The sequence below is a fragment of the Cellulomonas sp. P4_A2 genome, assembly GCF_056402515.1.
In genome coordinates, this window is the sequence record NZ_JBFUHG010000022.1 from 107103 (window position 1) to 130886 (window position 23784).

Annotated in this window: 24 protein-coding genes; 20 read left to right on the top strand and 4 right to left on the bottom strand. The window is 72.7% G+C overall.

Going from position 1 to position 23784, the window contains the following annotated elements; genetic code table 11:
• The first annotated feature begins 81 nt into the window (after positions 1-81).
• From AC1DUE_RS18050 to dnaE, 8 genes are all read left to right on the top strand, one after another.
• Positions 82-576: a cell division protein SepF gene (locus tag AC1DUE_RS18050; protein WP_477040795.1), complete on the top strand. Its 495-nt coding sequence runs from the start codon at positions 82-84 to the stop codon at positions 574-576.
• A 3-nt stretch (positions 577-579) separates the two neighbouring features.
• Complete coding sequence (locus tag AC1DUE_RS18055; RefSeq protein ID WP_477040796.1) at positions 580-864, top strand: YggT family protein; 285 nt, start codon at positions 580-582, stop codon at positions 862-864.
• A 133-nt stretch (positions 865-997) separates the two neighbouring features.
• A complete protein-coding gene (locus AC1DUE_RS18060) occupies positions 998-1681 on the top strand; it encodes a DivIVA domain-containing protein (protein WP_477040797.1) in 684 nt (227 codons plus the stop codon).
• Between the two features lie 191 nt (positions 1682-1872).
• Positions 1873-2334, top strand: a complete 462-nt coding sequence (locus AC1DUE_RS18065) for a TraR/DksA family transcriptional regulator (protein WP_477040798.1) — start codon at positions 1873-1875, stop codon at positions 2332-2334.
• Positions 2335-2354: 20 nt separating this feature from the next.
• Entirely contained in the window at positions 2355-2966 is a 612-nt protein-coding gene (gene lspA / locus AC1DUE_RS18070; protein ID WP_477040799.1) for a signal peptidase II, read from the top strand.
• Complete coding sequence (locus AC1DUE_RS18075; protein WP_477040800.1) at positions 2959-3897, top strand: RluA family pseudouridine synthase; 939 nt, start codon at positions 2959-2961, stop codon at positions 3895-3897. Before lspA ends, AC1DUE_RS18075 begins: the two co-directional genes overlap by 8 nt.
• Positions 3894-4385: a GNAT family N-acetyltransferase gene (locus tag AC1DUE_RS18080; RefSeq protein WP_477040801.1), complete on the top strand. Its 492-nt coding sequence runs from the start codon at positions 3894-3896 to the stop codon at positions 4383-4385. Before AC1DUE_RS18075 ends, AC1DUE_RS18080 begins: the two co-directional genes overlap by 4 nt.
• 81 nt (positions 4386-4466) lie before the next feature.
• The gene (gene dnaE / locus AC1DUE_RS18085) at positions 4467-8006 is read left to right on the top strand and encodes a DNA polymerase III subunit alpha (RefSeq protein WP_477040802.1); all 3540 of its coding nucleotides are present in this window, start codon (positions 4467-4469) and stop codon (positions 8004-8006) included.
• A 7-nt stretch (positions 8007-8013) separates the two neighbouring features.
• On the opposite strand, the gene AC1DUE_RS18090 is transcribed toward dnaE, so the two are convergent.
• Positions 8014-8232 carry an RNA-binding S4 domain-containing protein gene (locus AC1DUE_RS18090; protein ID WP_034622432.1) on the bottom strand — a complete coding sequence of 73 codons (219 nt, stop codon included), beginning with the start codon at positions 8230-8232 and terminating at the stop codon, positions 8014-8016.
• A 79-nt stretch (positions 8233-8311) separates the two neighbouring features.
• On the opposite strand from AC1DUE_RS18090, the gene hisD reads away from it, so the two are divergent.
• The 11 genes from hisD (at position 8312) to AC1DUE_RS18145 (ending at position 20505) form a co-directional block, all read left to right on the top strand.
• Entirely contained in the window at positions 8312-9634 is a 1323-nt protein-coding gene (gene hisD / locus AC1DUE_RS18095; protein ID WP_477040803.1) for a histidinol dehydrogenase, read from the top strand.
• A 73-nt stretch (positions 9635-9707) separates the two neighbouring features.
• On the top strand, positions 9708-10730 hold the full coding sequence (locus AC1DUE_RS18100; protein ID WP_477040804.1) for a 3-oxoacyl-ACP synthase III: 1023 nt from the start codon (positions 9708-9710) through the stop codon (positions 10728-10730).
• A complete protein-coding gene (locus AC1DUE_RS18105) occupies positions 10727-13324 on the top strand; it encodes an alpha/beta fold hydrolase (protein WP_477040805.1) in 2598 nt (865 codons plus the stop codon). Before AC1DUE_RS18100 ends, AC1DUE_RS18105 begins: the two co-directional genes overlap by 4 nt.
• The gene (locus AC1DUE_RS18110) at positions 13321-14310 is read left to right on the top strand and encodes an NAD-dependent epimerase/dehydratase family protein (protein WP_477040806.1); all 990 of its coding nucleotides are present in this window, start codon (positions 13321-13323) and stop codon (positions 14308-14310) included. The genes AC1DUE_RS18105 and AC1DUE_RS18110 overlap by 4 nt, the downstream gene beginning before the upstream one ends.
• A gap of 9 nt (positions 14311-14319) precedes the next feature.
• Complete coding sequence (locus tag AC1DUE_RS18115) at positions 14320-15441, top strand: histidinol-phosphate transaminase (RefSeq protein WP_477040807.1); 1122 nt, start codon at positions 14320-14322, stop codon at positions 15439-15441.
• The gene (hisB, locus tag AC1DUE_RS18120; protein ID WP_477040808.1) at positions 15438-16052 is read left to right on the top strand and encodes an imidazoleglycerol-phosphate dehydratase HisB; all 615 of its coding nucleotides are present in this window, start codon (positions 15438-15440) and stop codon (positions 16050-16052) included. The genes AC1DUE_RS18115 and hisB overlap by 4 nt, the downstream gene beginning before the upstream one ends.
• Positions 16049-16540, top strand: a complete 492-nt coding sequence (locus AC1DUE_RS18125; protein ID WP_477040809.1) for a hypothetical protein — start codon at positions 16049-16051, stop codon at positions 16538-16540. Before hisB ends, AC1DUE_RS18125 begins: the two co-directional genes overlap by 4 nt.
• Positions 16541-16549: 9 nt before the next feature.
• Complete coding sequence (locus AC1DUE_RS18130; protein WP_477040810.1) at positions 16550-18343, top strand: cation:proton antiporter; 1794 nt, start codon at positions 16550-16552, stop codon at positions 18341-18343.
• Positions 18344-18401: 58 nt separating this feature from the next.
• Positions 18402-19034, top strand: a complete 633-nt coding sequence (locus AC1DUE_RS18135) for a type 1 glutamine amidotransferase family protein (RefSeq protein WP_477040811.1) — start codon at positions 18402-18404, stop codon at positions 19032-19034.
• Positions 19031-19771, top strand: a complete 741-nt coding sequence (priA, locus tag AC1DUE_RS18140; protein WP_477040812.1) for a bifunctional 1-(5-phosphoribosyl)-5-((5-phosphoribosylamino)methylideneamino)imidazole-4-carboxamide isomerase/phosphoribosylanthranilate isomerase PriA — start codon at positions 19031-19033, stop codon at positions 19769-19771. The genes AC1DUE_RS18135 and priA overlap by 4 nt, the downstream gene beginning before the upstream one ends.
• Positions 19772-19773: 2 nt before the next feature.
• Positions 19774-20505 (top strand): SseB family protein, encoded by a 732-nt coding sequence (locus AC1DUE_RS18145; RefSeq protein ID WP_477040813.1) that lies wholly within the window; start codon positions 19774-19776, stop codon positions 20503-20505.
• A 9-nt stretch (positions 20506-20514) separates the two neighbouring features.
• On the opposite strand, the gene AC1DUE_RS18150 is transcribed toward AC1DUE_RS18145, so the two are convergent.
• The 3 genes from AC1DUE_RS18150 to AC1DUE_RS18160 are packed head-to-tail and all read right to left on the bottom strand — an operon-like array spanning position 20515 to position 22474.
• On the bottom strand, positions 20515-20931 hold the full coding sequence (locus AC1DUE_RS18150; RefSeq protein WP_477040814.1) for a spore germination protein GerW family protein: 417 nt from the start codon (positions 20929-20931) through the stop codon (positions 20515-20517).
• A gap of 17 nt (positions 20932-20948) precedes the next feature.
• Positions 20949-21674: a S1C family serine protease gene (locus AC1DUE_RS18155; RefSeq protein WP_477040815.1), complete on the bottom strand. Its 726-nt coding sequence runs from the start codon at positions 21672-21674 to the stop codon at positions 20949-20951.
• Positions 21671-22474 (bottom strand): hypothetical protein, encoded by an 804-nt coding sequence (locus AC1DUE_RS18160; RefSeq protein WP_477040816.1) that lies wholly within the window; start codon positions 22472-22474, stop codon positions 21671-21673. Before AC1DUE_RS18160 ends, AC1DUE_RS18155 begins: the two co-directional genes overlap by 4 nt.
• A 114-nt stretch (positions 22475-22588) precedes the next feature.
• Here AC1DUE_RS18160 and AC1DUE_RS18165 point away from each other — a divergent pair.
• Positions 22589-23784: MFS transporter (locus tag AC1DUE_RS18165; RefSeq protein WP_477040817.1), on the top strand; the 1196-nt coding region annotated here is incomplete at its 3' end.

Consider the following 23784-nt stretch of genomic DNA (forward strand, 5'->3'; position numbering starts at 1 on the left):
CGTCTTCGCGACCCACATCGACGCCGGGCCGCCAGTAGTGACAGAAGTGGTCCGCAGGAATGCGGGGAGGGAGCCAAGGCGATGGCCGGAGCGCTGCGCAAGACGATGCTGTACCTCGGCCTGGCCGACGACAGGGCCGAGCACGAGGAGTACCTCGACGACTACGACGACGGGGAGGTCGCCGTGCCGACCGAGTACGAGGCCCAGGTCACACCGCTGCACCGCCCGACGCGTTCGGAGCCGACCCAGGCGAACCGGGTCGTCCAGACGGCCGCGCCCGCCGGGGAGCTGCGCCGCATCACCACGATCCACCCGCGGTCGTACAACGACGCGCGCAAGATCGGCGAGGCGTTCCGCGAGGGCACGCCCGTGATCATGAACCTCACGGACATGGACGACGCCGACGCCAAGCGTCTCGTCGACTTCTCCGCGGGTCTGATCTTCGGGCTGCACGGGGCGATCGAGCGCGTGACCAGCAAGGTCTTCCTGCTGTCGCCGGCACACGTCGAGGTCGCCGGCGAGGCCGCCGCCCCCGCCGAGCAGCCGACGCGTGCGGGCTTCTACAACCAGAGCTGACGCGTGCATCTCGTCGGCTCGATCCTGTACTTCGTCGTCCTGGTCTTCTTCCTGATCCTGCTGGTGCGACTGGTGCTCGACTGGGTGCAGTTCTTCGCGCGTGACTGGCGTCCCTCGGGCATCGCCCTGGTGATCGCCGAGGTGACGTACTCGGTGACCGACCCGCCGTTGAAGGCGTTGCGGCGGATCATCCCACCGGTCACGATCGGCTCGGTCCGCCTGGATCTGGCGTTCATGGTGCTCTTCATCCTGTGCTTGATCCTGATGAGGGTCTTCGCGTCCCTCTGAACCACCCATCCGTGGGCGTGTCGTGGGGGCGTGCACCGAGGACTTTCTCCGATACCGTGGCCCGTGGCGGTCGGTGGACTGCCGCCGGACCGGCTAGCTCGACCAATGAGCTCTACCGACAGAGGTGACGACGATGGCGCTGCTGACCGCAGACGAGGTCCTGAACAAGAAGTTCCAGGCCACGAAGTTCCGCGAGGGGTACGACCAGGACGAGGTCGACGACTTCCTCGACGAGGTCGTGAACACCCTCCGGGACCTCCAGGGGGAGAACGACGACCTCAAGACCAAGCTTGCCGCGGCCGAGCGCCGCATCGCCGAGCTGAGCCGCGCGGGTGCCCAGCAGCCCGCTCCCGCCGCGAAGCCCGAGCCCACGCCCGAGCCCGTTCCGGCGCCGGCCCCCGTGGTCGCGGCACCCGTCGCCGCGCCGGCGCCGATCGTCGCCCCCGTCGCCGAGGCGCCTCGCGCCAGCGAGCCGGAGTCGGCCACCGGGATGCTCGCCCTGGCCCAGAAGCTGCACGACGACTACGTGCGCAGCGGCCAGGAGGAGTCGGACCGTCTGGTCGGCGAGGCGAAGAGCCAGGCCAACCGCATCGTGCGCGAGGCCGAGGAGACGTCGCAGCGCACGCTCGGCCAGCTGGAGCAGGAGCGTTCGCTGCTCGAGCGCAAGATCGACGAGCTCCGGGTGTTCGAGCGGGACTACCGCACGCGCCTCAAGAGCTACCTCGAGAACCTTCTCGGCGACCTGGACAACCGGGGCAACGCGCTCCCGCCGCGTTCCGGCCAGCCGCAGCCGGTCGGAGACGCGCAGAACCTCTGACGGCCACCCGTCCGACTCTGCGTCACAGCATCGCCACAGGTCAGGTCGGGTTCGTCGCAACACACCACGCCGGGTTGCGCCTGGTGCGTCCGCTCTGAGCGGAGCGCCGGGTTTCACCCGGCGTGTTGTGTTGTGTCCGCTCCGACACCCGCATACAGTCACGTGACTTCGAGGACAGGGGGGCCCGTTAAGTGGCCATCAACGACGCACTGAGCGCGATCGACGTCAGCACCGACACGAAGGAGCTGGCAAAGATCGTTCGAGGGCTGCCCGTCCGCGACGGGGAGAAGGCCTGGACCGCACGCGAGGTCAAGGACATCGCCGAGGAGCTCACGAGCGACATCGACCGTCTGACCAGCGAGCTTGCGGCTGCAGACGCCGAGCTGTCCGACCTGCTGCGCAACTCCGGCGACGGCGCGGGCGACGACCAGGCGGACTCCGGTTCGTCGGCGCTCGAGCGCGAGCAGGAGCTGACGCTCGTCAACAACACGCGCGACCTGCTCTCGCAGACGCAGCGTGCGCTGGCGCGTATCGCGAACGGCACGTTCGCCACCTGCGAGTCCTGCGGCCGTGCGGTCGGCAAGGCGCGCCTGCAGGCGTTCCCGCGTGCCAGCCTGTGCGTCGAGTGCAAGCAGCGCGAAGAGCGTCGCTGACGCGCACGTAGACTCCTGCGGTGCCCACCACCCCGGACGACCATCCCGTCGCGCCCTCGGCGAACCCTCGCCGGCGCCGGCTGCTGATCCTGCTCTTCTCGATCACGGCCGTCGTGCTCGTCCTGGACCAGCTGTCGAAGGTCTGGGCGCTCGACAACCTCGAGGAGGGCGTCCGCCGGGTCCTGGTCGGTGACCTGCTCGGCCTGCAGCTGGTGTTCAACTCCGGCGCGGCGCTGTCCATCGGCACGGGGATGACCTGGCTGCTGACGCTGGTCGCGGTCGCGGTGATCGTCTTCATCGTCCGCGCGAGCCGGCGGATCGGGTCCCGCGGCTGGGCGATCGCCCTCGGGCTGCTGCTCGGTGGCGCGCTCGGGAACCTCATGGACCGGCTGTTCCGGGAGCCCGGGTTCGCGCGCGGGCACGTGGTCGACTTCATCGCGTACTGGAACGTCTTCGTCGGCAACGTCGCCGACATCGCCATCGTGGTCGCGGCCGTGATGATCGTCGTCCTCGCCGCGACGGGCGTGCACATCGACGGCACGCGCGACGCCAAGGACGGCCAGCAGGCGGACGAGACGGCGGCCGACGAGACCGTCGCCACCGACGGCAGCACGACCGAGCAGAATGCCTGACACCCGCGCGATGCCCGTGCCCGACGGGCTCGTGGGCGAGCGCGTCGACGCCGCGCTGTCCCGGCTCCTGGGCCTGTCCCGCACCCGCGCCGCCGAGATCGCCGCGGCCGGCGGGGTGCACCTGGACGGCAAGGAGCTGGGCAAGTCCGACCGGCTGGTGGCCGGGGGCTGGCTCGAGGTGGAGATCCCCGGCGTCGCACCGGCCGCGAGCATCGAGATCGTCGCCGAGCCCGTGCCCGGCATGGTGATCGTGTACGACGACGACGACGTCGTGGTCATCGACAAGCCGGTCGGCGTCGCGGCGCACCCGTCGCCGGGCTGGACCGGTCCCACGGTCGTCGGCGCGCTCGTGGCCGCGGGCTACCGCATCTCGACGTCCGGGGCGGCCGAGCGGCAGGGCATCGTGCACCGGCTCGACGTCGGTACCTCGGGGCTGATGGTCGTCGCCAAGAGCGAGCACGCCTACACGGTGCTCAAGCGGGCGTTCAAGGAGCGCACGGTCGAGAAGGTGTACCACGCGCTCGTGCAGGGCCACCCGGAGCCGACGACCGGCACGATCGACGCCCCGATCGGCCGGCACCCGAGCTCCGACTGGAAGTTCGCGGTGGTCGCCGACGGCAAGCCGTCGGTCACGCACTACGAGGTGCTCGAGATGCTGCCCGCGGCGTCGTTGGTCGAGGTGCACCTGGAGACGGGGCGCACCCACCAGATCCGCGTGCACTTCGCTGCGCTGCGGCACCCGTGCGTCGGCGACATCACCTACGGCGCGGACCCGTCGCTCGCGGCGCGGGTGCACCTGGAGCGCCAGTGGCTGCACGCGATGCGGCTCGGCTTCCACCACCCGAGCACCGGCGAGTGGCTGGAGCTGACCAGCGAGTACCCGCAGGACCTGGCCCGTTCGCTCGCCATCCTGCAGGACGGCTACGCGTGATCCGAGTCGTCCCGGTCGACACCGACGAGCTGCGCGCGGCGATGACCGCGATCCGGATGACCGTGTTCGTCGACGAGCAGGGCGTGGATGCGGACGTCGAGATGGACGAGCTCGACGACGACCCCTCGACGCTGCACGTCGTGGCTCTCTCGTCGGAGGGCCGGGCGTTGGGCACCGCGCGTCTGCTCGCGCCGCACCACGCGGACGAGCCGGCGCACATCGGTCGCGTCGCGGTGCTGTCGGAAGCGCGCGGTCTGGGCGTCGGCGCTCTCCTGATGACGGCGCTCGAGGCTGAGGCCGTCGCGCGGTTTGGGGTCGTCGTCGGCGACGTGCGGAGCGTGTCGGTCGAGCTCAGCGCGCAGGAGCAGGCCATCGGCTTCTACGAGCGAGCCGGCTACGTCGCACGGTCCGAGAGGTACCTCTCGGAGAACATCTGGCACCGCGACGCGGTCAAGATCGTGCGGTCGACCGACACGCCGCAGCACTAGCCGTCAGACACGCCGTCGGCACCTGCGGGGTGGCGGAGTGGTGACCGTCAGGTGTCGGTGGAGCGACGTAGGATCGCCCGCATGGCATCTGCTGGAGGCTCCGACTTCGTCCACCTCCACGTGCACACCGAGTACTCGATGCTCGACGGCGCGGCCCGCCTGGGCGACCTGTTCGCGGAGGTCGAGCGGCTCGGCCAGACGGCCATCGCGACCACCGACCACGGCTACCTGTTCGGCGCGTTCGACTTCTGGGCCAAGGCCACGGCCGCGGGGATCAAGCCGATCATCGGCGTCGAGGCCTACGTCACGCCGGGCACCAGCCGGTTCGACCAGACGCGGGTGCGGTTCGGGCAGCAGGGCCAGGAGCAGGACGACGTCTCGGCCCGCGGCGCATACACGCACATGACGCTGCTGGCGCGGAACAACGAGGGTCTGCACAACCTCATGCGCGCGTCGTCGCTCGCGTCGCTCGAGGGCCAGATGGGCAAGTGGCCGCGCATCGACCGCGACCTGCTGGAGCGGTACGGCAAGGGCCTGATCGCCACCAGCGGCTGCCCGTCGGGCGAGATCCAGACGCGCCTGCGCCTGGGCCAGTGGGACGAGGCCGTCCGCGTGGCCGGCGAGCTGCAGGACATCTTCGGCAAGGAGTACTTCTACGTCGAGCTGATGGACCACGGGATCGACATCGAGACCCGGGTGCTCAAGGACCTGCTGCGGCTCTCGGAGACCATCGGCGCGCCCCTGCTGGCCACCAACGACCTGCACTACGTGAAGCAGGAGGACCGCGCGTCGCAGGACGCGCTGCTGGCCATCAACTCGGGCTCGACGCTCGCCGATCCCGACCGCTTCAAGTTCGACGGCGACGGCTTCTACGTGAAGTCGGCCGCCGAGATGCGCCGGATCTGGGCCGAGCACCCCGAGGCGTGCGACAACACCCTGCTCGTCGCGGAGCAGTGCGAGGTCACGTTCAACACGTCGGCCAACTACATGCCGAACTACCCGGTCCCGGCCGGCGAGGACGAGACCAGCTGGTTCATCAAGGAGGTCGAGACCGGCCTGCACGTGCGCTACCCGGACGGGATTCCCGACGACGTGCGCAAGCAGGCCGAGTTCGAGACCGAGGTCATCACGAACATGGGCTTCCCGGGGTACTTCCTCGTGGTCGCCGACTTCATCAACTGGGCCAAGAACAACGGGATCCGCGTCGGTCCGGGCCGTGGTTCGGGTGCCGGCTCGATGGCCGCGTACGCCATGCGGATCACCGACCTGGACCCGCTGCAGCACGGCCTGATCTTCGAGCGGTTCCTCAATCCCGACCGCGTCTCGATGCCCGACTTCGACGTCGACTTCGACGAGCGTCGTCGCGGCGAGGTCATCCGCTACGTGACCGACAAGTACGGCGAGGACCGCGTCGCGCAGATCGTCACCTACGGCACCATCAAGGCCAAGCAGGCGCTCAAGGACTCGGCGCGGCTCCTCGGGATGCCGTTCGCGATGGGGGAGAAGCTCACCAAGGCGATGCCGCCCGCGATCATGGGCAAGGACATCTCGCTCACGGGCATCTTCGACCCGACCGACAAGCGCTACAACGAGGCCGAGGAGTTCCGCCAGGTCCACGCCGCGGACCCGGAGGCGCAGCGCGTCGTCGAGCTGGCCAAGGGCATCGAGGGCCTGAAGCGCCAGTGGGGCGTGCACGCGGCCGGCGTGATCATGTCGAGCGACCCGCTCATCGACATCATCCCGATCATGCGGCGCCCGCAGGACGGCGCGGTCATCACGCAGTTCGACTACCCGACGTCCGAAGGCCTCGGCCTGATCAAGATGGACTTCCTCGGGCTGCGGAACCTGACGATCCTGGACGACGCGCTCGAGAACATCGTCATGAACGGCAAGGAGCCCGTGGTCCTGGAGGACCTGGCGCTCGACGACCGCGCCACGTACGAGCTGCTCGGCCGCGGCGACACCCTGGGCGTGTTCCAGCTCGACGGCGGCGGCATGCGCTCGCTGCTGCGGCTCATGCGCCCCGACAACTTCGAGGACATCTCGGCCGTCGGCGCGCTCTACCGACCCGGTCCGATGGGTGCCAACTCGCACACCAACTACGCGCTGCGCAAGACGGGCGCGCAGCCGGTCACCCCGATCCACCCGGAGCTCGAGGAGCCGCTCGCGGAGATCCTGGGCACGACGTACGGCCTGATCGTCTACCAGGAGCAGGTCATGGCGATCGCCCAGCGCGTCGCCGGGTACTCGCTCGGTCAGGCCGACATCCTGCGCCGCGCCATGGGCAAGAAGAAGAAGTCCGAGCTGGACAAGCAGTTCGAGGGCTTCTCGGCGGGCATGGTCGAGCGCGGCTTCTCGATGGGGGCCGTGCAGACCCTCTGGGACATCCTGCTGCCGTTCTCCGACTACGCCTTCAACAAGGCGCACTCGGCGGCGTACGGGGTCATCTCGTACTGGACCGCCTACCTGAAGGCGAACTACTCGACGGAGTACATGGCCGCGCTGCTCACCAGCGTGCGCGACGACAAGGACAAGTCCGCGCTGTACCTCGGCGAGGCGCGGCACATGGGGATCGTCGTCCTGCCGCCCGACGTGAACTCGTCGTCCGCCAACTTCACGGCCGTCGGCAAGGACATCCGCTTCGGCCTGACGGCGGTCCGCAACGTCGGGGCCAACGTGGTCGACGCGATCGTGCGGACGCGCGAGGAGAAGGGCGAGTTCACGTCCTTCACCGACTTCCTGGACAAGGTGCCGGCCGTCGTCTGCAACAAGCGGACGATCGAGTCGCTCATCAAGGCCGGCGCGTTCGACTCGCTCGGCCACCCGCGCCGCGCGCTCCTGCTGGTCCACGAGCAGGCCGTCGACTCGGTCATCGGGGTCAAGCGCAAGGAGGCCGAGGGCCAGTTCGACCTCTTCGCGGACCTCATGGGTGGCGACGACGCCACGCAGGGCTTCGCGGTCGTCGTGCCGGACCTGCCGGACTGGGACAAGAAGCAGCGGCTCGCGTTCGAGCGCGAGATGCTCGGGCTGTACGTGTCGGACCACCCGCTGTCCGGCCTGGAGCACGTGCTCGCGGCGGCGGCGGACGTCTCGATCGCCACGCTGCTGGCCGACGAGGCGCGGCCCGACGGGTCGACCGTCGTGGTGGCCGGCCTGATCACGTCGCTGCAGCGCAAGATGTCCAAGCAGGGCAACCCGTGGGCCGCGGTCACGATCGAGGACATGGAGGGCTCGGTCGAGATCATGTTCTTCGGCGAGACCTACCTGGCGTACTCCACCGCGCTGGCCGAGGACGCGGTCGTCGTGATCCGGGGCCGGGTGCGCCGTCGCGACGAGACGATGCAGCTGCAGGCCATGGAGGTCTCGCTGCCCGACGTGAGCCAGGCCGCCGACGCGCCGGTCGTCGTCTCGATGTCGGTGGCCCGCTGCACGCCGCCCGTCGTCGAACGGCTGCGCGAGGTGCTCGCGACGCACCCGGGCGTCACCGAGGTCCATCTGCGGCTCACCAGCCCGGGACGGGCGACCGTCATGCGCCTCGACCACGGGCTGCGGGTGCAGCGCTCACCGTCCCTGTTCGGCGACCTCAAGGCGCTGCTGGGCCCGAGCTGCCTGGCGTCCTGACCGGTCGCTAGGCGACGGTCGCCTCCTTGTACCCGGCCGGCAGGTCGACCTCGACGACGTCACCCTTGACGAGCTGGCGACCGCGTCGGGTCTCGTCCTCGCCGTTCACGGTCACGGCGCCGTCCTCGAGCAGGGCACGCGCGTGGGCGCCGGAGTCGGCGAGGTCCGCGAGCTTGAGGAACTGCCCGAGCCGGATGGAGTCGTCGGAGATGGGGACGCTGGTCATGGCACCAGTGTGGCGCAGCGCACGCCCGCACGTTGAGCGTGGTCAGGCCCCTGATCCGGGACGGTCTTAGACTCGGCTCGTGATCACCCGCATCGACCTGCGCGGTCGCACTCTCTCGCGCCGCGAGCTCCTCGACGAGCTCCCCCGTGCAGAGGTCGACGTCGAGCACGCCGCGGAGGTCGTCGCACCCATCCTGGCCGACGTGCGCAAGCGTGGCGCGGCGGAGCTGCGTGACCTCGCCGAGCGGTTCGACGGCGTCCGTCCGGTGCACCTGCGGGTCCCCGCCGACGTGATCGCCGCCTCGGTCGGCGCGCTCGACCCCGACGTCCGGGCGGCGCTCGACGAGACGATCCGCCGCGTCCGGCTCGTGCACGCGGCGCAGCGCCCGGCGAACTTCACGGTTGAGGTGGTGCCCGGTGCGCAGGTCCGCCAGCGCTGGGTCCCGGTCCGCCGGGTCGGTCTGTACGTGCCCGGCGGTCTCGCGGTCTACCCGTCGTCCGTCGTGATGAACGTCGTCGCGGCGCAGGAGGCGGGCGTCGGCTCGCTCGCCGTGGCGTCGCCGCCGCAGAAGAACGACGGCGGCCTGCCGGACGCGGTGGTGCTGGCGACGTGCGCCCTGCTCGGGGTCGACGAGGTCTACGCCGTGGGCGGCGCGCAGGCGGTCGCGATGTTCGCGTACGGCGCGGACGGGTCCGACGACGTCGACGGCGCGATCCTGTGCGAGCCGGTCGACGTGATCACGGGCCCGGGCAACGTGTACGTGGCGGCGGCGAAGCGGCTGGTGCGCGGGGTCGTCGGGATCGATGCCGAGGCCGGCCCCACGGAGATCGCGATCCTCGCCGACGGCACCGCGGACGCGACGCACGTCGCCGCCGATCTGGTCTCCCAGGCGGAGCACGACCCTCTGGCCGCGGCCGTCCTGGTCACCCCGTCCGTCGAGCTGGCCGGTTCGGTCGAGGCCAAGCTGGTCGACCGTGTCGACGCGACCGAGCACCGCGGCCGGGTGATGACCGCGCTGAGCGGCAAGCAGTCCGCGATCGTGCTCGTCGACGACCTGGAGCAGGGTCTCGAGGTGGTGAACGCCTACGGCGCCGAGCACCTCGAGATCCAGACGGTCGGTGCCGCAGAGCTGGCCGAGCGCGTGACCAGCGCCGGCGCGATCTTCGTCGGCCCCTGGTCTCCCGTCTCGCTCGGGGACTACATGGCGGGCTCCAACCACGTGCTGCCCACCGGCGGCTGCGCCCACTTCACGAGCGGGCTGGGCGTGCACTCGTTCCTGCGCGCCGTGCAGGTGATCGAGTACGACGCGGACGCCCTCGCCGAGGTCGCCGACCGCATCGTGGCCCTGGCGGACGCCGAGGGTCTGCCCGCGCACGGCGAGGCGGTGCGAGCCCGATTCTGATGACCGCGTCGTGCGCCGAGCGCACTCCCGACCGTGCCCTGAACACCTTCCCCTGCCGAAACGAGGACCGCCTGTGACGGGCAACGCGACGTTCCGCCACCGTGACGTCGCGCTCCTGGCCGTCGTCGGCATCGAGGCACCGGTCGTGGTGCCGTCCACGGTGTTCGACGAGCGTCTCGCGTCGACGCTCAAGCGCCTGCACCTGCCCAAGGGGCTGCTGTCCCGGGTCGCGGGCGTGCACGAGCGTCGCTGGTGGGACGACAAGATGACGTTCGACGACGCCGCGACCGCCGCGGGCGCCAAGGCGCTCGCCGAGGCCGGCATCGATGCCGGGGACGTGGGTCTGCTGATCAACACGTCGGTCACCCGGACGTTCCTCGAGCCCTCGGTCGCCTCCCGGATCCACTCGGGGCTGGGCCTGCCGTCCAGCGCGCTCGGCTTCGACCTGACGAACGCGTGCCTGGGCTTCGTCAACGGCATGACGCTCGCCGCGCAGCTCATCGACTCCGGTCAGGTGCAGTACGCCGTGATCGTCAACGGCGAGGACCCGCGCCCCACCCAGGAGGCGACGATCGAGCGCCTGTCCAGCCCGGACAGCACGCGCGAGCAGTTCCTCGAGGAGTTCGCGACCCTGACGCTCGGCGCCGGCGCGGCCGCCGCGGTCCTCGGCCCGGCCCACCTGCACCCCGGTGCGCACCGGCTCATCGGCGGGGTCGCGCGCTCGGCGACCCAGCACCACGAGCTGTGCGTCGGCGGGGTCGACGGGATGAAGACCGACCCGGGCGGGCTGCTGGCCGGCGGCCTGGAGCTCGTCGTCGACGCCTGGAACGAGGCGCAGGACGACTGGGACTGGTCCGGGGTCGACCGGGTGGTCACCCACCAGGTGTCGTCCGTGCACACCCGCTCGATCATCGAGGCGATCAACCTCGACCCCGAGAAGGTGCCGACGACGTTCCCGCGCTGGGGCAACGTCGGACCCGCCGCGCTGCCGATGACTCTCGCCGAGCAGGCCGACTCGCTGCGCTCCGGCGACCGCGTGCTGTGCATGGGCGTCGGGTCCGGTCTGCACACGGCCATGGCCGAGATCGTCTGGTGACGGTCCGGCCCATCCCGACGGTCGCGTCCTCGCCCCCACGGGCACTGCTCGACGAGGGCGGCATCGACCCACGCTGGTCGCGCGTCGTCGACGTGCCCGGCACCCCGCACCGGGGCTGGCACCTGCTCGACAACGCGGCGACGCTCACCGGCGAGCCCGTCGGGACGCTCCTGTGCGTGCACGGCAACCCGACGTGGTCGTACCTGTGGCGGCGTCTGGTCGCCGCGGGTGCCCGCGCGGAGCGCCCGTGGCGCGTGATCGCGGTCGACCAGCTGGAGATGGGCTTCTCCGAGCGGACCGGGGACACCCACCGGCTCGCCGACCGCGTCGCGGAGCTCGGCGCGCTGACCGACGCCCTCGGGCTGACCGGTCCCGTGGTGACCGTCGGGCACGACTGGGGCGGGCTGGTCAGCCTCGGCTGGGCGATCGACCACCGCGACCTGCTCGCGGGCGTGGTGCTCACCAACACGGCGGTGTTCCAGCCCGTCGACGAGCGCGTCCCGCCCGTGCTGCGCCTCGCGATGGCCCCGGCCGTGCGGCCGCTCGGCACGGTGACGACGTCGGCGTTCCTCGAGACCACGCTCGCGATCGCGCACCCGCGTCTCGACCCCGAGGTCGCCGACGCCTTTCGCGCGCCGTACCGGTCGGCCGACCGGCGCGAGGGGATCGGCGGGTTCGTCGCGGACATCCCGGCCACGGCGGAGCACCCGAGCCGGCCGGAGCTCGAGCGGATCGCCGAGGGCGTCGCGGGGCTCGACGTCCCCGCGCTGCTGCTGTGGGGTCCGCGCGACCCCGTGTTCACCGCGCGGTACCTGCGCGACCTGCGCGAGCGTCTGCCGCACGCAGACGTGCACCGGTTCGAGGGTGCCGGACACCTCGTGGTCGAGGACCGCGACGTCGCCGGGGGAGTCCTGCGCTGGCTGGACGCGCGCGGGCTGGGCCTCGGTGGCTCACCCGGACCGGAACCCACCGCGGCGGACACGCCCTACCGGCCCCTCGGGGCGGCGCTCGACGAGCGGTCGGACGACGACGGCACGGCGATCGTGGAGCTCGGCGCGCACGCGCGCCGCGCCAGCTGGCGGGCCCTGGCGGCCCGGACCGACGAGCTGGCGCGCGGCCTGGCCGCCTACGAGGTCAAGCCGGGGGACCGCGTCGCGCTGCTCGTCCCGCCGGGCGTGGACCTCACCTCGATCCTCTACGCGTGCCTGCGCCTGGGGGCCGTGGTGGTCGTCGCGGACGCGGGCCTCGGCGTGCAGGGGCTCACGCGTGCGGTGCGCGCGGCCGAGCCGACGGTCGTGATCGGCATCGAGCGTGCGCTGGTCGCGGCCCGCTGGCTGCGCTGGGCGCCGACTCTGATCAGCGCGGGCCCGCTGCGTCCCGGCGTGCGTCGAGCGCTCGGCGTCGCCGCGTCGCTCGACGAGGTCGCCGCGCTCGGCCGGTCCTGGGAGGAGGAGCTGCCCTGGCCCGCTCCCGACGACGACGCGGCGATCCTGTTCACCTCGGGCTCGACCGGGCCGGCCAAGGGCGTCGCCTACACGCACCGCCGGCTCGCCGCGATGCGCGACGCGGTGGGCGGCACGTACGGCATCGGCCCCGACAGCCCGCTGGTCGCGGCGTTCGCGCCGTTCGTGCTCCTCGGACCCGCGCTCGGAGCCACCAGCGTGAGCCCCGACATGGACGTGACCTCGCCCAGCACGCTCACCGCCTCCGCGCTCGCCGCGGCCGTGCGGGCGATCGACGGCTCGGTCGTCTTCGCGTCGCCTGCCGCGCTCCGCAACGTGGTCCGCACCGCGGACGGGCTCGCGACGCACGATCGAGCGGCTCTCGCGGGCGTGCGGCTCTTCCTGTCCGCGGGAGCGCCCGTGCCGCTGGAGCTGCTGGAGTCTGCCGTCGCGGTCATGCCGAACGCCGACGCGCACACGCCGTACGGGATGACCGAGTCGCTGCTGGTCAGCGACGTCTCCCTGGACGAGCTGCGCATTGCCGGCACCGGCGACGGCGTCTGCGTCGGCCGCCCCGTCCACGGCGCACGGATTGCGATCAGCGCCCTCGGGCCGGACGGCGAGGCTCTCGGCGCCCCCGGGACCGATCCGGGCGTCACGGGCGAGGTCCTCGTCTCGGCACCGCACGTCAAGGAGCGCTACGACGGCCTCTGGCTCACGCAGGAGGCCTCCGCGCGCGACGCGGGTTGGCACCGGACCGGCGACGTGGGGCATCTCGACGCGGACGGGCGGCTCTGGATCGAGGGCCGGCTGGCCCACGTGGTCGTCACGGCGTCCGGCGTGGTCACGCCGGTCGGGCTGGAGCACCGGGCGCAGGCGGTCGAGGGGGTGCGCGCGGCGGCGGTCGTCGGCGTGGGACCCCGCGGGACGGAGCAGGTGGTCGTCGTCGTCGAGACCGGGTCACCGTCGGCTCTCGTCGCGGATCCCGTGCTGGCCGCGAGCGTCCGCGAGGCCCTGGAGCCGACCGACGTCGCGGCCGTCCTGGTCGCGCCACGCCTGCCCACGGACGTCCGGCACAACTCGAAGGTCGACCGGACCCGCGTCGCCGGCTGGGCGGCGAATGTGCTGGCGGGGGAACGGGCGAGCCTGTGACCCGGGTGCTGGTCACCGGCGCGAGCGGCATGCTCGGGCGCGGTGTCGCGGCGCGGCTCGTCGCCGACGGGCACGACGTCCGCACCCTGCAGCGCGGCGCGTCCGGCGTGGCGACGGACGTGCGCGGCTCGGTCACGGACGACGACGCCGTGGCGGAGGCGGTGCGCGACCGCGAGGCGGTGATCCACCTCGCGGCGAAGGTCTCGATCACCGGCCCGCTCGCCGAGTACGAGGACGTGAACGTCGGCGGCACCCGACGGCTGCTGCGGGCGGCGAGGGACGCCGGCGTCGCCCGGTTCGTGCACGTCTCGTCGCCGTCGGTCGCGCACCTCGGGACCTCCCTGGCCGGTGCCGGCGCCGGACCGGCGGACCCCGAGCACGCGCGCGGGAGCTACGCACGCACCAAGGCAGCCGCGGAGCTGCTGGCCCTCGCCGCCGACGACGCGCACGGGATGCGCGTGATCGTCGTGCGGCCGCACGTCGTCTGGGGGCCGGGGGACACCCAGCTCGTCGGCCGGATCGTCGACCGTGCCCGCTCCGGGCGACTCCCGGTGCTCGGCGCCGGGGCCGCGCTCATCGACACGACGTACATCGACAACGCGGTCGACGCGCTCGTCGCCGCGCTGGCCGCGCCGGCGGAGGCGTGCGGCGAGGCGTACGTGGTGACCAACGGCGAGCCGCGTCCGGTGGTCGAGCTGCTCGCGGGCATCTGCACGGCCTCCGGCGTGCCGGTTCCGCACCGGCACGTGCCGGCGGTCGTCGCGCGCGCCGCCGGCGGTCTGCTCGACGCCGCGTGGGCGAGGCTGCCCCTGCCCGGCGAGCCACCCCTGACCCGGTTCGTCGCCGAACAGCTCTCGACCGCGCACTGGTTCGACCAGCGACGCACCCGGGAGGCGCTGGGCTGGGAACCGGTGGTGAGACTCGACGAGGGTCTCGAACGGCTCGCGTCCTGGACCGCCGCGGAGCGGGACCGGCACGTTCCCTAGACTCGGCACGTGACTGCACAAGCCCGTCCCGCACCCGCGGCGCTCCCGCTGCGCCCCGAGCTCGAGGGGATCTCGCCGTACGGCGCTCCGCACCTCGACGTGCCGGTTGTGCTCAACGTCAACGAGAACCCGTACGGCCCCTCGGAGCAGGTCGTCGCCGACATCGCGGCCGCCGTCGCCGAGGCCGCGACCGGGCTGAACCGGTACCCCGACCGCGACTTCGTCGCGCTGCGCACCGAGCTCGCGGACTACCTGCTCGTCGAGTCCGGCGTCTCGGTCGCCCCGGAGCAGGTCTGGGCCGCCAACGGGTCCAACGAGGTCATGCTGCACATCCTGCAGGCGTTCGGCGGACCCGGTCGGACCGCATTGTCGTTCGCGCCGACGTACTCGATGTACCCCGAGTACGCCCGCGACACGTCGACCACCTGGGTGGCCGGCCGCCGCGAGGAGGACTTCGGGCTCGACCCGGACGTCGCCGTCGCCGCGATCGCGCAGCACGCCCCGTCGGTGATCCTGCTGGCCAGCCCGAACAACCCCACGGGCACCGCCTTGCCGGCCGGCACCGTCCTGGCCGTGCTGGACGCCGCGGCGCGCGTGCCGGGCGGCTGCGTGGTCGTCGTCGACGAGGCCTACGGCGAGTTCCGCCGGACCGGCACCCCGTCGGCGCTCGAGCTGCTCGCCGACCACCCGCACCTGGCCGTGAGCCGCACCATGTCCAAGGCGTTCGGCCTGGCCGGGGCACGCGTCGGCTACCTCGCGGCGTCGACCGCGTTCGTCGACGCGCTCACGGTGGTGCGGCTGCCGTACCACCTGTCGGCCGTGACGCAGGCGACCGCCCGCGCGGCGCTGCGTCACGCACCCGAGCTGATGGCCCAGGTCGGGTCGCTGCGCGACGAGCGCGACGCCCTCGTGACCTGGCTGCGGGACCGCGGGCTGACGGTCGCCGACTCCGACGCGAACTTCGTGCTGTTCGGGGTGTTCGACGACCGGCACGCGATCTGGCAGGGTCTGCTCGACCGTGGCGTCCTGATCCGTGAGGTCGGCCCGGACGGATGGCTGCGCGTGTCGGTCGGCACGCCGCAGGAGACGCAGGCGTTCAAGGACGCCCTGGTGGAGGTGGCATCGTTGTGAGCCCCAAGACGACTGCTCGCACCGCGCGCATCGAGCGCGCGACGAGCGAGTCCAGCGTGCTCGTCGAGCTCGACCTGGACGGGACCGGTCGCACGGACATCTCGACGACGGTCCCGTTCTACGACCACATGCTCACCGCGCTCGGCAAGCACTCGCTCATCGACCTCACGGTCAGGGCGACCGGCGACACCGACATCGACGCGCACCACACGGTCGAGGACGTGGCCATCACGATCGGCCAGGCCCTTCGCCAGGCGCTCGGGGACAAGCGCGGCATCTCGCGGTTCGGCGACGCCACGGTGCCCCTCGACGAGGCGCTGGCGCAGGCCGTGGTCGACGTCTCCGGCCGCCCGTACCTCGTGCACACCGGCGAGCCGCCCGGGCAGGAGTACCACCTCATCGGCGGGCACTTCACCGGCTCGCTGACGCGGCACGTGCTCGAGTCGATCGCGCACCACGCCGCGTTCAGCATCCACGTCCGCGTGCTGGCCGGCCGCGACCCGCACCACATCGTCGAGGCGCAGTTCAAGGCCCTGGCCCGCGCCCTGCGGTTCGCGGTCGAGCTGGACCCGCGGGTGGACGGGATCCCGTCGACGAAGGGCGCGCTGTGACCGACCTCCCCGACGACTTCGAGGTTCCCGACGACCTGTCGTCGCTGCTCGACGGCACCACCGAGGAGCCGTCGGTCGCACTCCTCCTGACGCCCGTCGCGCAGGCGGCCCCGCTCGCGGCGACGTGCGTGCTGGCCAAGGTCGACGCGGACGTCGTGCTCAGCGACGTCGGCGCGATCGGCGTCCTGCGTGCGCCGGCCGCCGCCCGGGCCGCGGCCGCCGCGGTCTCGCAGCTGCTGCGCCAGGTGCCGATCGTGCTCATGGAGCGTCGCGAGGGCCAGATCACGGCGACCCGGTGGATGGGTGGTGCCCAGCAGGGCGACAACCTGCCGCCCGGGCTCGTGCTCTCGGACGCGCCGCCCGTGCTGGAGGACCTGCTGCTCGGCTCGGTCGAGGTCGGGTCGCTGGACGGCGTCGTGCCCACCGAGGGCATCTCGCGCTGGAAGGCGCTGCGCATGATCACCGGAGCAGGTAAGCCCAAGAAGTAGGGAGCCGGCATGGAGGTCGCACCGGCCCTCGTCGTAGCGGTCATCGGCATCGTCGCGGTCACGCGGCTGGCGCCGAAGGTCGGCGTCGCCGCGCCGCTGCTCCTCCTCGCGCTCGGTGTCGTCGCCAGCTTCGTCCCGGGTGCACCGGACCTGACGATCGAGCCCGAGTGGATCCTGGCGGGCGTCCTGCCGCCGCTGCTCTACTCCTCGGCGGTCTCCATGCCGGGGATGGACTTCCGGCGCGACTTCGGCGCGATCGGCGGGCTCTCGGTCGTGCTCGTCGTCGTCAGCGCCGTCGGGCTCGGGCTGTTCTTCTCCTGGGCGCTGGACCTGAGCCTCGCGACGGGCATCGCCCTCGGTGCGGTGGTGAGCCCCACCGACGCCGTCGCCACCTCGATCACCAGACGGCTGGGTGTCTCGTCGCGGCTGGTCACGGTGCTCGAGGGCGAGAGCCTGCTCAACGACGCCTCCGCGCTCGTCCTGCTCCGCTCGGCGATCGCGGCGACGGCCGTGTCCGTCTCGCTGTGGGGTGTGCTCGGCGACTTCGTCTTCGCGGTCCTGGTCGCGGCCGCGATCGGGGTGGTCGTCGGTGTCCTCAACCTGCGGGTGCGCGCCTCGATCCCCGAGCCCGCCGCGAACACGGCCGTCTCGTTCGTCGCGCCCTTCGTCGCGTTCCTACCCGCCGAGCACCTGGGGGCCTCGGGCCTCGTCGCGGCCGTCGTCGCCGGCCTGGTGACCGGCCAGGGGGCGCCGCGGTTCCTGCGCCCGCAGGACCGGATCGCGGAGGAGTCGAACTGGCGGACGGTCGAGCTGCTGCTCGAGGGGGCCGTGTTCCTGCTGATGGGCTACGAGCTGCAACAGCTCGTGGCGGGCGTGCGCGACGGCGGCTCGTCGGTGTGGCCCGCGGTCGGGCTCGGGTGCGCGGCGATCGTCCTGACGCTGGTCGTGCGCGGCCTGTACGTCTCCCCGCTCGTCTGGTGGCTCACCAAGAAGGCGGGCGCCAGCGACCGCATGAAGGAGCGCTACGCCCAGGTCAACGACACGCTCGCCGCCGACGAGTCGGTGGGGCCGCGGTCCGAGCGCCGGCGACAGAACTGGACGCGGCGCATGACGCGCGGGCTCGCGGACATCGACTACCTGGTCTCGTCGCCCCTGGGTGCGCGCGAGGGCGTGGTGCTCGTCTGGGCCGGCATGCGCGGCGCGGTGACGCTCGCTGCCGCGCAGACGCTGCCGGAGGGCACGCCGCAGCGCGAGCTGCTCATCCTCATCGCGTTCGTCGTCGCAGCGGGCAGCCTCCTGGTGCAGGGCGGGACGCTGCCGTGGGTGGTCCGCCGCCTCGGCCTGGGCTCGTCGGGACCTCCCGACAACGACCCGGAGCGCGCCGAGCTGCTGCAGGCGATGTCGCACGCGGCCCTGACGATGCTCGACGACCCCACGCTGCTGCGCCACGACGGGTCGCCCTACGACGAGCAGCTCCTGCGGGGGATGCGACGGGTGTCGGAGCGCCGCGCGGCCGACTTCGCCGCCGAGGAGCCGCGCTCGATGAGCGACCAGATGCTCGAGCTGCAGCTGGCCGTCATCAAGGCGCAGCGTGAGGCTCTGCTCGACGCACGCATGGACGGCACGTTCAGCTCGGGCGCACTCAGCGGTGCGCTCGCCATCCTCGACGCGGACCAGATCAGCGCCGAGCTCAAGGGCGCCCCGACCGACGACGGAGCCGGAGCGCAGCGGAAGGGGGGCGCGCCAGCGCACCCGCCCGTAGCGGAGCGCAGGCTCAGTCGGACCAGGAGAACCGACGATTGAGCCGTCTCGCGGACCGGCGCTGTGCGCGCGCCCCCAGACGTGAAGGTAACTTTGCCGGGTGCCGAATCCCACCGTCGTCGTCCTCGACCACGGCTCAGGCGACGCCACCGGCTTCGTCGCCGCGCTGGAGCGTGCGGGCGCGTCGGCGGTCCTGAGCGCGGACAAGCGCAGCGGGCTCGTCGCGGACGGCCTGGTGATCGTCGGCGACGGCGACCTCGCCGACCTGATGGCCGGGATCCGTGCCGCCGGTGCCGACCAGGTGATCGACCGCCGGCTAGCGGGCGGACGCGCCGTCCTCGCGGTCGACGTCGGGCTGCACGCGATGTTCACCGGGCCGGGTGTCGAGGGCCTCGAGGAGTGGCCCGGCGCCGTCGAGCCGCACGAGCACGACGGCTGGTCGACCGTCGAGGTGCCGCCGGAGTCCGTCCTGTTCGCCGGCCTGGAGAACGCGGCCTTCCGCTTCGCGCACGCCTACGCCGCCCGCCGGTTCCCGCTGCTCGAGACCTGGCCGTCCGACACCCGCCTGAACGCGCCCGTCGTCACGTGGGCGCGGCACGACGAGCCGTTCGTCGCCGCGGTCGAGAACGGCCCCCTGACCGCGCTGCAGCTGCGACCCGAGCTCTCGGGCGACGCGGGCGCCACCGTCCTGACCCGCTGGGTCGCCTCGCTGAACCAGGAGAAGCACCCATGACCGAACGCCTCGAGCTGCTGCCCGCCGTCGACGTCGCCGACGGGCAGGCCGTCCGGCTCACCCAGGGCGCCGCCGGCACCGAGACCGGGTACGGCGACCCGTTGTCTGCCGCGCTCGACTGGTACGCCGGCGGCGCGGAGTGGATCCACCTCGTCGACCTCGACGCCGCCTTCGGGCGCGGGACCAACGCGGCCCTGCTGGCCGAGGTGACCACCGAGCTGGCGGGCAAGGGCGTCAAGGTCGAGCTGTCCGGCGGCATCCGCGACGACGCCTCGGTCGAGTGGGCCCTCTCCACGGGCGCGACCCGGATGAACCTCGGCACCGCGGCGCTCGAGAACCCGTCGTGGACGGCGCGGATGATCGGGCAGTACGGCGACAAGATCGCGGTCGGGCTCGACGTACGCGGCACCACGCTGGCGGCCCGCGGCTGGACCAAGGACGGGGGCGACCTCTGGGAGGTGCTCTCCCGCCTCGAGGACGTCGGCTGCGAGCGCTACGTGGTCACCGACGTGACCAAGGACGGCATGCTCAACGGTCCGAACGTCGAGCTCCTGAAGCAGATGTGCGCGAAGACCGACGCCCCCGTGGTCGCGTCCGGTGGCGTGTCGAGCCTCGAGGACATCCGCGTGCTGCGCACCCTCGTGCCGCTGGGCGTGGAGGGCTCGATCGTCGGCAAGGCGCTCTACGCGGGCGCGTTCACGCTTCCCGAGGCCCTGGACGTCGCCGGCAGGCCGTGACCGTGGCCGGACGCGAGCTGCCGCCGTCGTCGCCGTTCGCCGGGGACGACGGCACCGCCGACCCCGCAGTCGCCGCGTCGCTGAGCGCGATGAGCGACGGGAGCGGTTCGGTGGCCGACGTCGTCGGGGCCCTGCACGGCACGCGTGTGCTGGTGCCCGTGCTGGCCGAGCTGGAGGTCGAGGACGTCGTCGTGCACGACGGGCACGCGCACACGGTCGACAAGGAGGCCTCGGCGGGCATCGTCGCCCTCCAGGCTCCCGACGGTCGCACCGCGCTGCCGGTGTTCACGTCCGTCGCGGCGATGACGGCGTGGCGGGCGGACGCCCGGCCGGTGCCGTCGGACGTCGCCCGGGCCGCGCTCTCGGCGGTGACCGAGGGCTGGGAGGTCCTCGTCGTCGACCCCGGCGGCCCGACGACCGTCCTGCTCCCGCGGCCGGCCGTCTGGGCGCTCGCGCAGCAGCAGACGTGGGTGCCCGCGGTCGGGCCGGACGGGGTCGACGCCTCCGTGAAGGACGCGATCGTCGCCGCGGTCGCGCCGGTGCGGGGGGTCGTCGCCGTGGACGCGGTGCCCGGGACGCGCGCGGAGGTCGCGGTGGTGGTCGACCTCGTGCCCGGCCTGGACCGCACCGGCCTCGACGCGGTCCTCGCCGGCGTCAACGCAGCTCTGGGCAGAGTCGAACTCGTCGCCGAGCGCGTCGACTCGCTCGAGCTGCGGCCGCGCTCCGCGCGCTGAGCCCGTTCCCTAGCGCCGCTTGACGGCCCAGGCGAGCGCGATCACCGAGACCACGAACGCGCCGACCAGCTGCCCGCCCAGGATCACGCGGTTGACGTCGAGGGTCGGCTGCCAGTGCGTGCCGGTGTCGTCGACGACGAACACGCCGACCGCCTTGACGTGCGTGGCGTACCCGCCGCCCCCGCCGTGCCCCTCGCTCGCACTGCGCTCATTCCCCTTCTCGGACTCGACCGCCCCGGTCTCCCCGTGGTGCGGCACCGCCATCTCGCCACCGCCCGCGCCCGAGCCGGTGGCACCCCAGACGCGCGCGACGGGGATGACCAGCGTCCCGGCGCGCTCGTAGGCCTCCCCGAACACGCGCCGGACCGTGATCGAGTCGTTCGCTGCGTTCGTCAGGCTCGCGGGGTCGAAGCGCGGTGTGCCCATGGTCGTCCTCCGGTCGGTCAGCTGGTGCAGGGCGTCAGCGGCGTGAATGCGGTGTCGTCGTCCAGCATGGACCGCAAAGTGCTCACGGGCACCACAAAGCTGTGCCCGTTCATGTCCTTCGCGTAGACCACGCCGACGACACGCCCGTCGGCGTCCAGGACGGCCGAACCGGAGCTGCCGGGCTCGACCGGCGCGTCCGTCACCAGCACCTCCCCGAGGGTGGCGTTCAACGGATCGGTCTGACGTGAGACGACGTGCCCGGGCGTCACCGTCAGTGCCCGCCCCAGGGGATAGCCGACGACGGTCACCGCGTCGCCGATCTGGGCGTCGGACTCCGCGAGCTCCGGGGCCGCCGGGAGCGTGTCGGACGTCCGCACGATCGCGAGATCGGCCAGACCGGCCGTGGCGGCCTCGTTCCCGGTCAGGTCCCGCCCGTCGTACGTGCTGACCTGGAGGGTCGAGGTGTCCGCGACGACGTGCTTGTTGGTGATGACGGTGTGGTCGTCGATCGCGAACCCCGAGCCGGTCGACAGCGCGCCGCACCCGATGTTGCGGATGCGGACGGCGATGCGCTGGGCGGTGTCGAAGCCGTCGGGGGAGAGGTTTCCCGACGAGGTCGGCTCCGGCGCCGGACCGATCGTCGGCTCGACGCGCGACGGCACCGGGTCGGGCATCGCGGGCAGCGCGCTGCACCCGGCGAGCACGCCGACCACCACGACGGCGCCGACGAGCCTGCGCATCATCGGGTCAGCTCGGCCTGCAGCGCTGCGTTCGCGTCGGTGGCATGCGAGCACAGCGTCTGGACGTCCTGCCCGAACTGCGTCAGCTGGGCCGCGTCGTACTTCTCGGACTCCTTGAGGTACCCGATGAGCTTCTGCTGGCCGGTGACGCAGGCGGCCAGCGCCGTCGCCACCTGGCCGGCGGCCTGCGAGACGCGGGACTGGTAGTCGGCGAGCTGCTGCTGCGTCGCGCTCGTGTCGCCCAGCTGCGCCTTCTCGTTGGCGAGGTCGGTGATGCGCGTCTGCGCCGTGGCGAGCTGCGCGGTGGTCGTGTCGAGCTCCGCCTGGGTCGTCGCGAGCTCGCTCTGCGTCGCGGCCAGCTCCGTCGCACTCTCGTTCGCCAGCTTCTCCCACCCGGCGCTCGAGTCCTCCCACGCACTCGTCGTCGTGAGCATGCGGGCGAGGAGCAGCCCGGAGGCGACGAGGACGAGCACCAGGACGACCGACAAGACGACGATCGCGATCCGTGCCCCGCGCCGCCGGCGAGGCGCCGTCGGGGCCGGGCCGCCCGGAGCCTCGAGGGCCGCGGGCACGGGGACCGGCTCGGCGGGTGCCCCGGGCGCCACAGGATCGGGGACCGGCTCGCCTGAGGCGGGCGGAGTCGTGGCGGCGGGTGCCGGGGGCGGAACGGGCGCGGCCAGCGGGTGCCCGGCGGAGAACCAGCCGGCGTGCGCGTACCCGACCTCGTCGGCCCGCGCGGGCTGCGCCTCCGGGACGGGGCGCGTCGGCATCTCGTCGCTCGGTCGGGGGTCGTCGGGCGCCATCGGTTCAGGATAGGAGGCCCGACCGTGTGGTCTTCGCCACAGGTGTACCCGGATGTCCGGGTCGTACCGAAATCAGGGCGAGAGCAGGTCTGCGCACCCCGCACAATCGAGCACATGCCCACCACGACCTACGGAGCTGTGCTGCGCCTGCCCGGCGTCGCGCGTCTCTTCGTCGTGTCCTTCATCGCCCGGATCCCGGCCGCGATGATCGGGGTCGTCCTCACCCTGCACGTGGTCACCAGCCTCGGTCGCGGGTACGCCCAGGCGGGCGTCGTCGTCGGCTCGGCCACGATCGGGATGGCGCTCGGTGCGCCGTGGCGTGGCCGGCTGGTCGACACGTTCGGCCTCCGGCGCGCGATCGCACCGTCGGTCGTCGTGGAGTCGGCCGTCTGGTTCGCCGCGCCGCACCTGTCCTACGAGGCCCTGATCGCTGCGGTGTTCCTCGGCGGCCTGTTCCTCGTGCCCGTCTTCTCGGTCTCGCGGCAGTCGCTGTCCGTCCTGGTGCCCATCCACCACCAGCGGCCCGCGTTCGCCCTCGACTCGGTCGCCGTCGAGCTGACCTTCATGCTCTCGCCGGTCGTCGGGGTGCTCCTGGCGACCCAGGTGTCGACGTCGTTCGCCCTGACCGTCGTCGGGACCCTGACCGTCCTGGCCGGGCTGCTGCTGATGTGGGCCAACCCGCCCACGCGGTCCGCGGTCACCGTGCAGGTCTCCGACGAGGTCGCGCCGGGCCGCCTGCTGACGCCGGCGCTGATCGTCGTGCTGCTCGCCGGCGTCGCCGCGGCGTTCGTCCTCGTCGGCACCGACGTGTCGCTGGTCGCCACCCTCAACGACGCCGGCCGCTCCGCGGACATCGGCTGGATGATCGCGCTGTGGGCCGGCGGCTCGGTGATCGGCGGCCTGGTCCACGGGACGGCCCGACGCACGCCGTCCCCGCTGGTGCTCGTCGCGGTCCTCGCGCTGGCCACGGTCCCCGCCGCGTTCGCCCAGGGTCAGCTCTGGCTCGCGGTCGCGGTCGTCGTCGCGGGTCTGCCGTGCGCTCCCGCGCTGGCGTCGATCAACGCCACGCTCGTCCGGCTGGTGCCCGAGGGGCGCCGCGGCGAGGTCATGGGCTGGAGCGGCACCATGTCGACCGTCGGCAACGCGCTCGGGGCGCCGCTGTGCGGGGCCGTGATCGACCGCGCGACGCCCGGTGCCGGGTTCCTCACGGCGTCGGTCGTCGGCGGCGGCATCGCCGTGGCCGGGCTGGTCGCGCTGCGCCTCGGTCGTCGCCGGACGCCGGCACCCGTCGCAGCCGCGCCGGTCCGGGC

Excerpts from the sequence above, each read along its gene's own strand:
- AC1DUE_RS18050 (WP_477040795.1), top strand. The coding sequence starts at position 82 with ATGGCCGGAGCGCTGCGCAAGACGATGCTGTACCTCGGCCTGGCCGAC.
- AC1DUE_RS18060 (WP_477040797.1), top strand. The coding sequence starts at position 998 with ATGGCGCTGCTGACCGCAGACGAGGTCCTGAACAAGAAGTTCCAGGCC.
- AC1DUE_RS18075 (WP_477040800.1), top strand. The coding sequence starts at position 2,959 with ATGCCTGACACCCGCGCGATGCCCGTGCCCGACGGGCTCGTGGGCGAG.
- dnaE (WP_477040802.1), top strand. The coding sequence starts at position 4,467 with ATGGCATCTGCTGGAGGCTCCGACTTCGTCCACCTCCACGTGCACACC.
- AC1DUE_RS18090 (WP_034622432.1), bottom strand. The coding sequence starts at position 8,232 with ATGACCAGCGTCCCCATCTCCGACGACTCCATCCGGCTCGGGCAGTTC.
- AC1DUE_RS18130 (WP_477040810.1), top strand. The coding sequence starts at position 16,550 with ATGGAGGTCGCACCGGCCCTCGTCGTAGCGGTCATCGGCATCGTCGCG.
- priA (WP_477040812.1), top strand. The coding sequence starts at position 19,031 with ATGACCGAACGCCTCGAGCTGCTGCCCGCCGTCGACGTCGCCGACGGG.
- AC1DUE_RS18150 (WP_477040814.1), bottom strand. The coding sequence starts at position 20,931 with ATGGGCACACCGCGCTTCGACCCCGCGAGCCTGACGAACGCAGCGAAC.
- AC1DUE_RS18155 (WP_477040815.1), bottom strand. The coding sequence starts at position 21,674 with ATGATGCGCAGGCTCGTCGGCGCCGTCGTGGTGGTCGGCGTGCTCGCC.
- AC1DUE_RS18160 (WP_477040816.1), bottom strand. The coding sequence starts at position 22,474 with ATGGCGCCCGACGACCCCCGACCGAGCGACGAGATGCCGACGCGCCCC.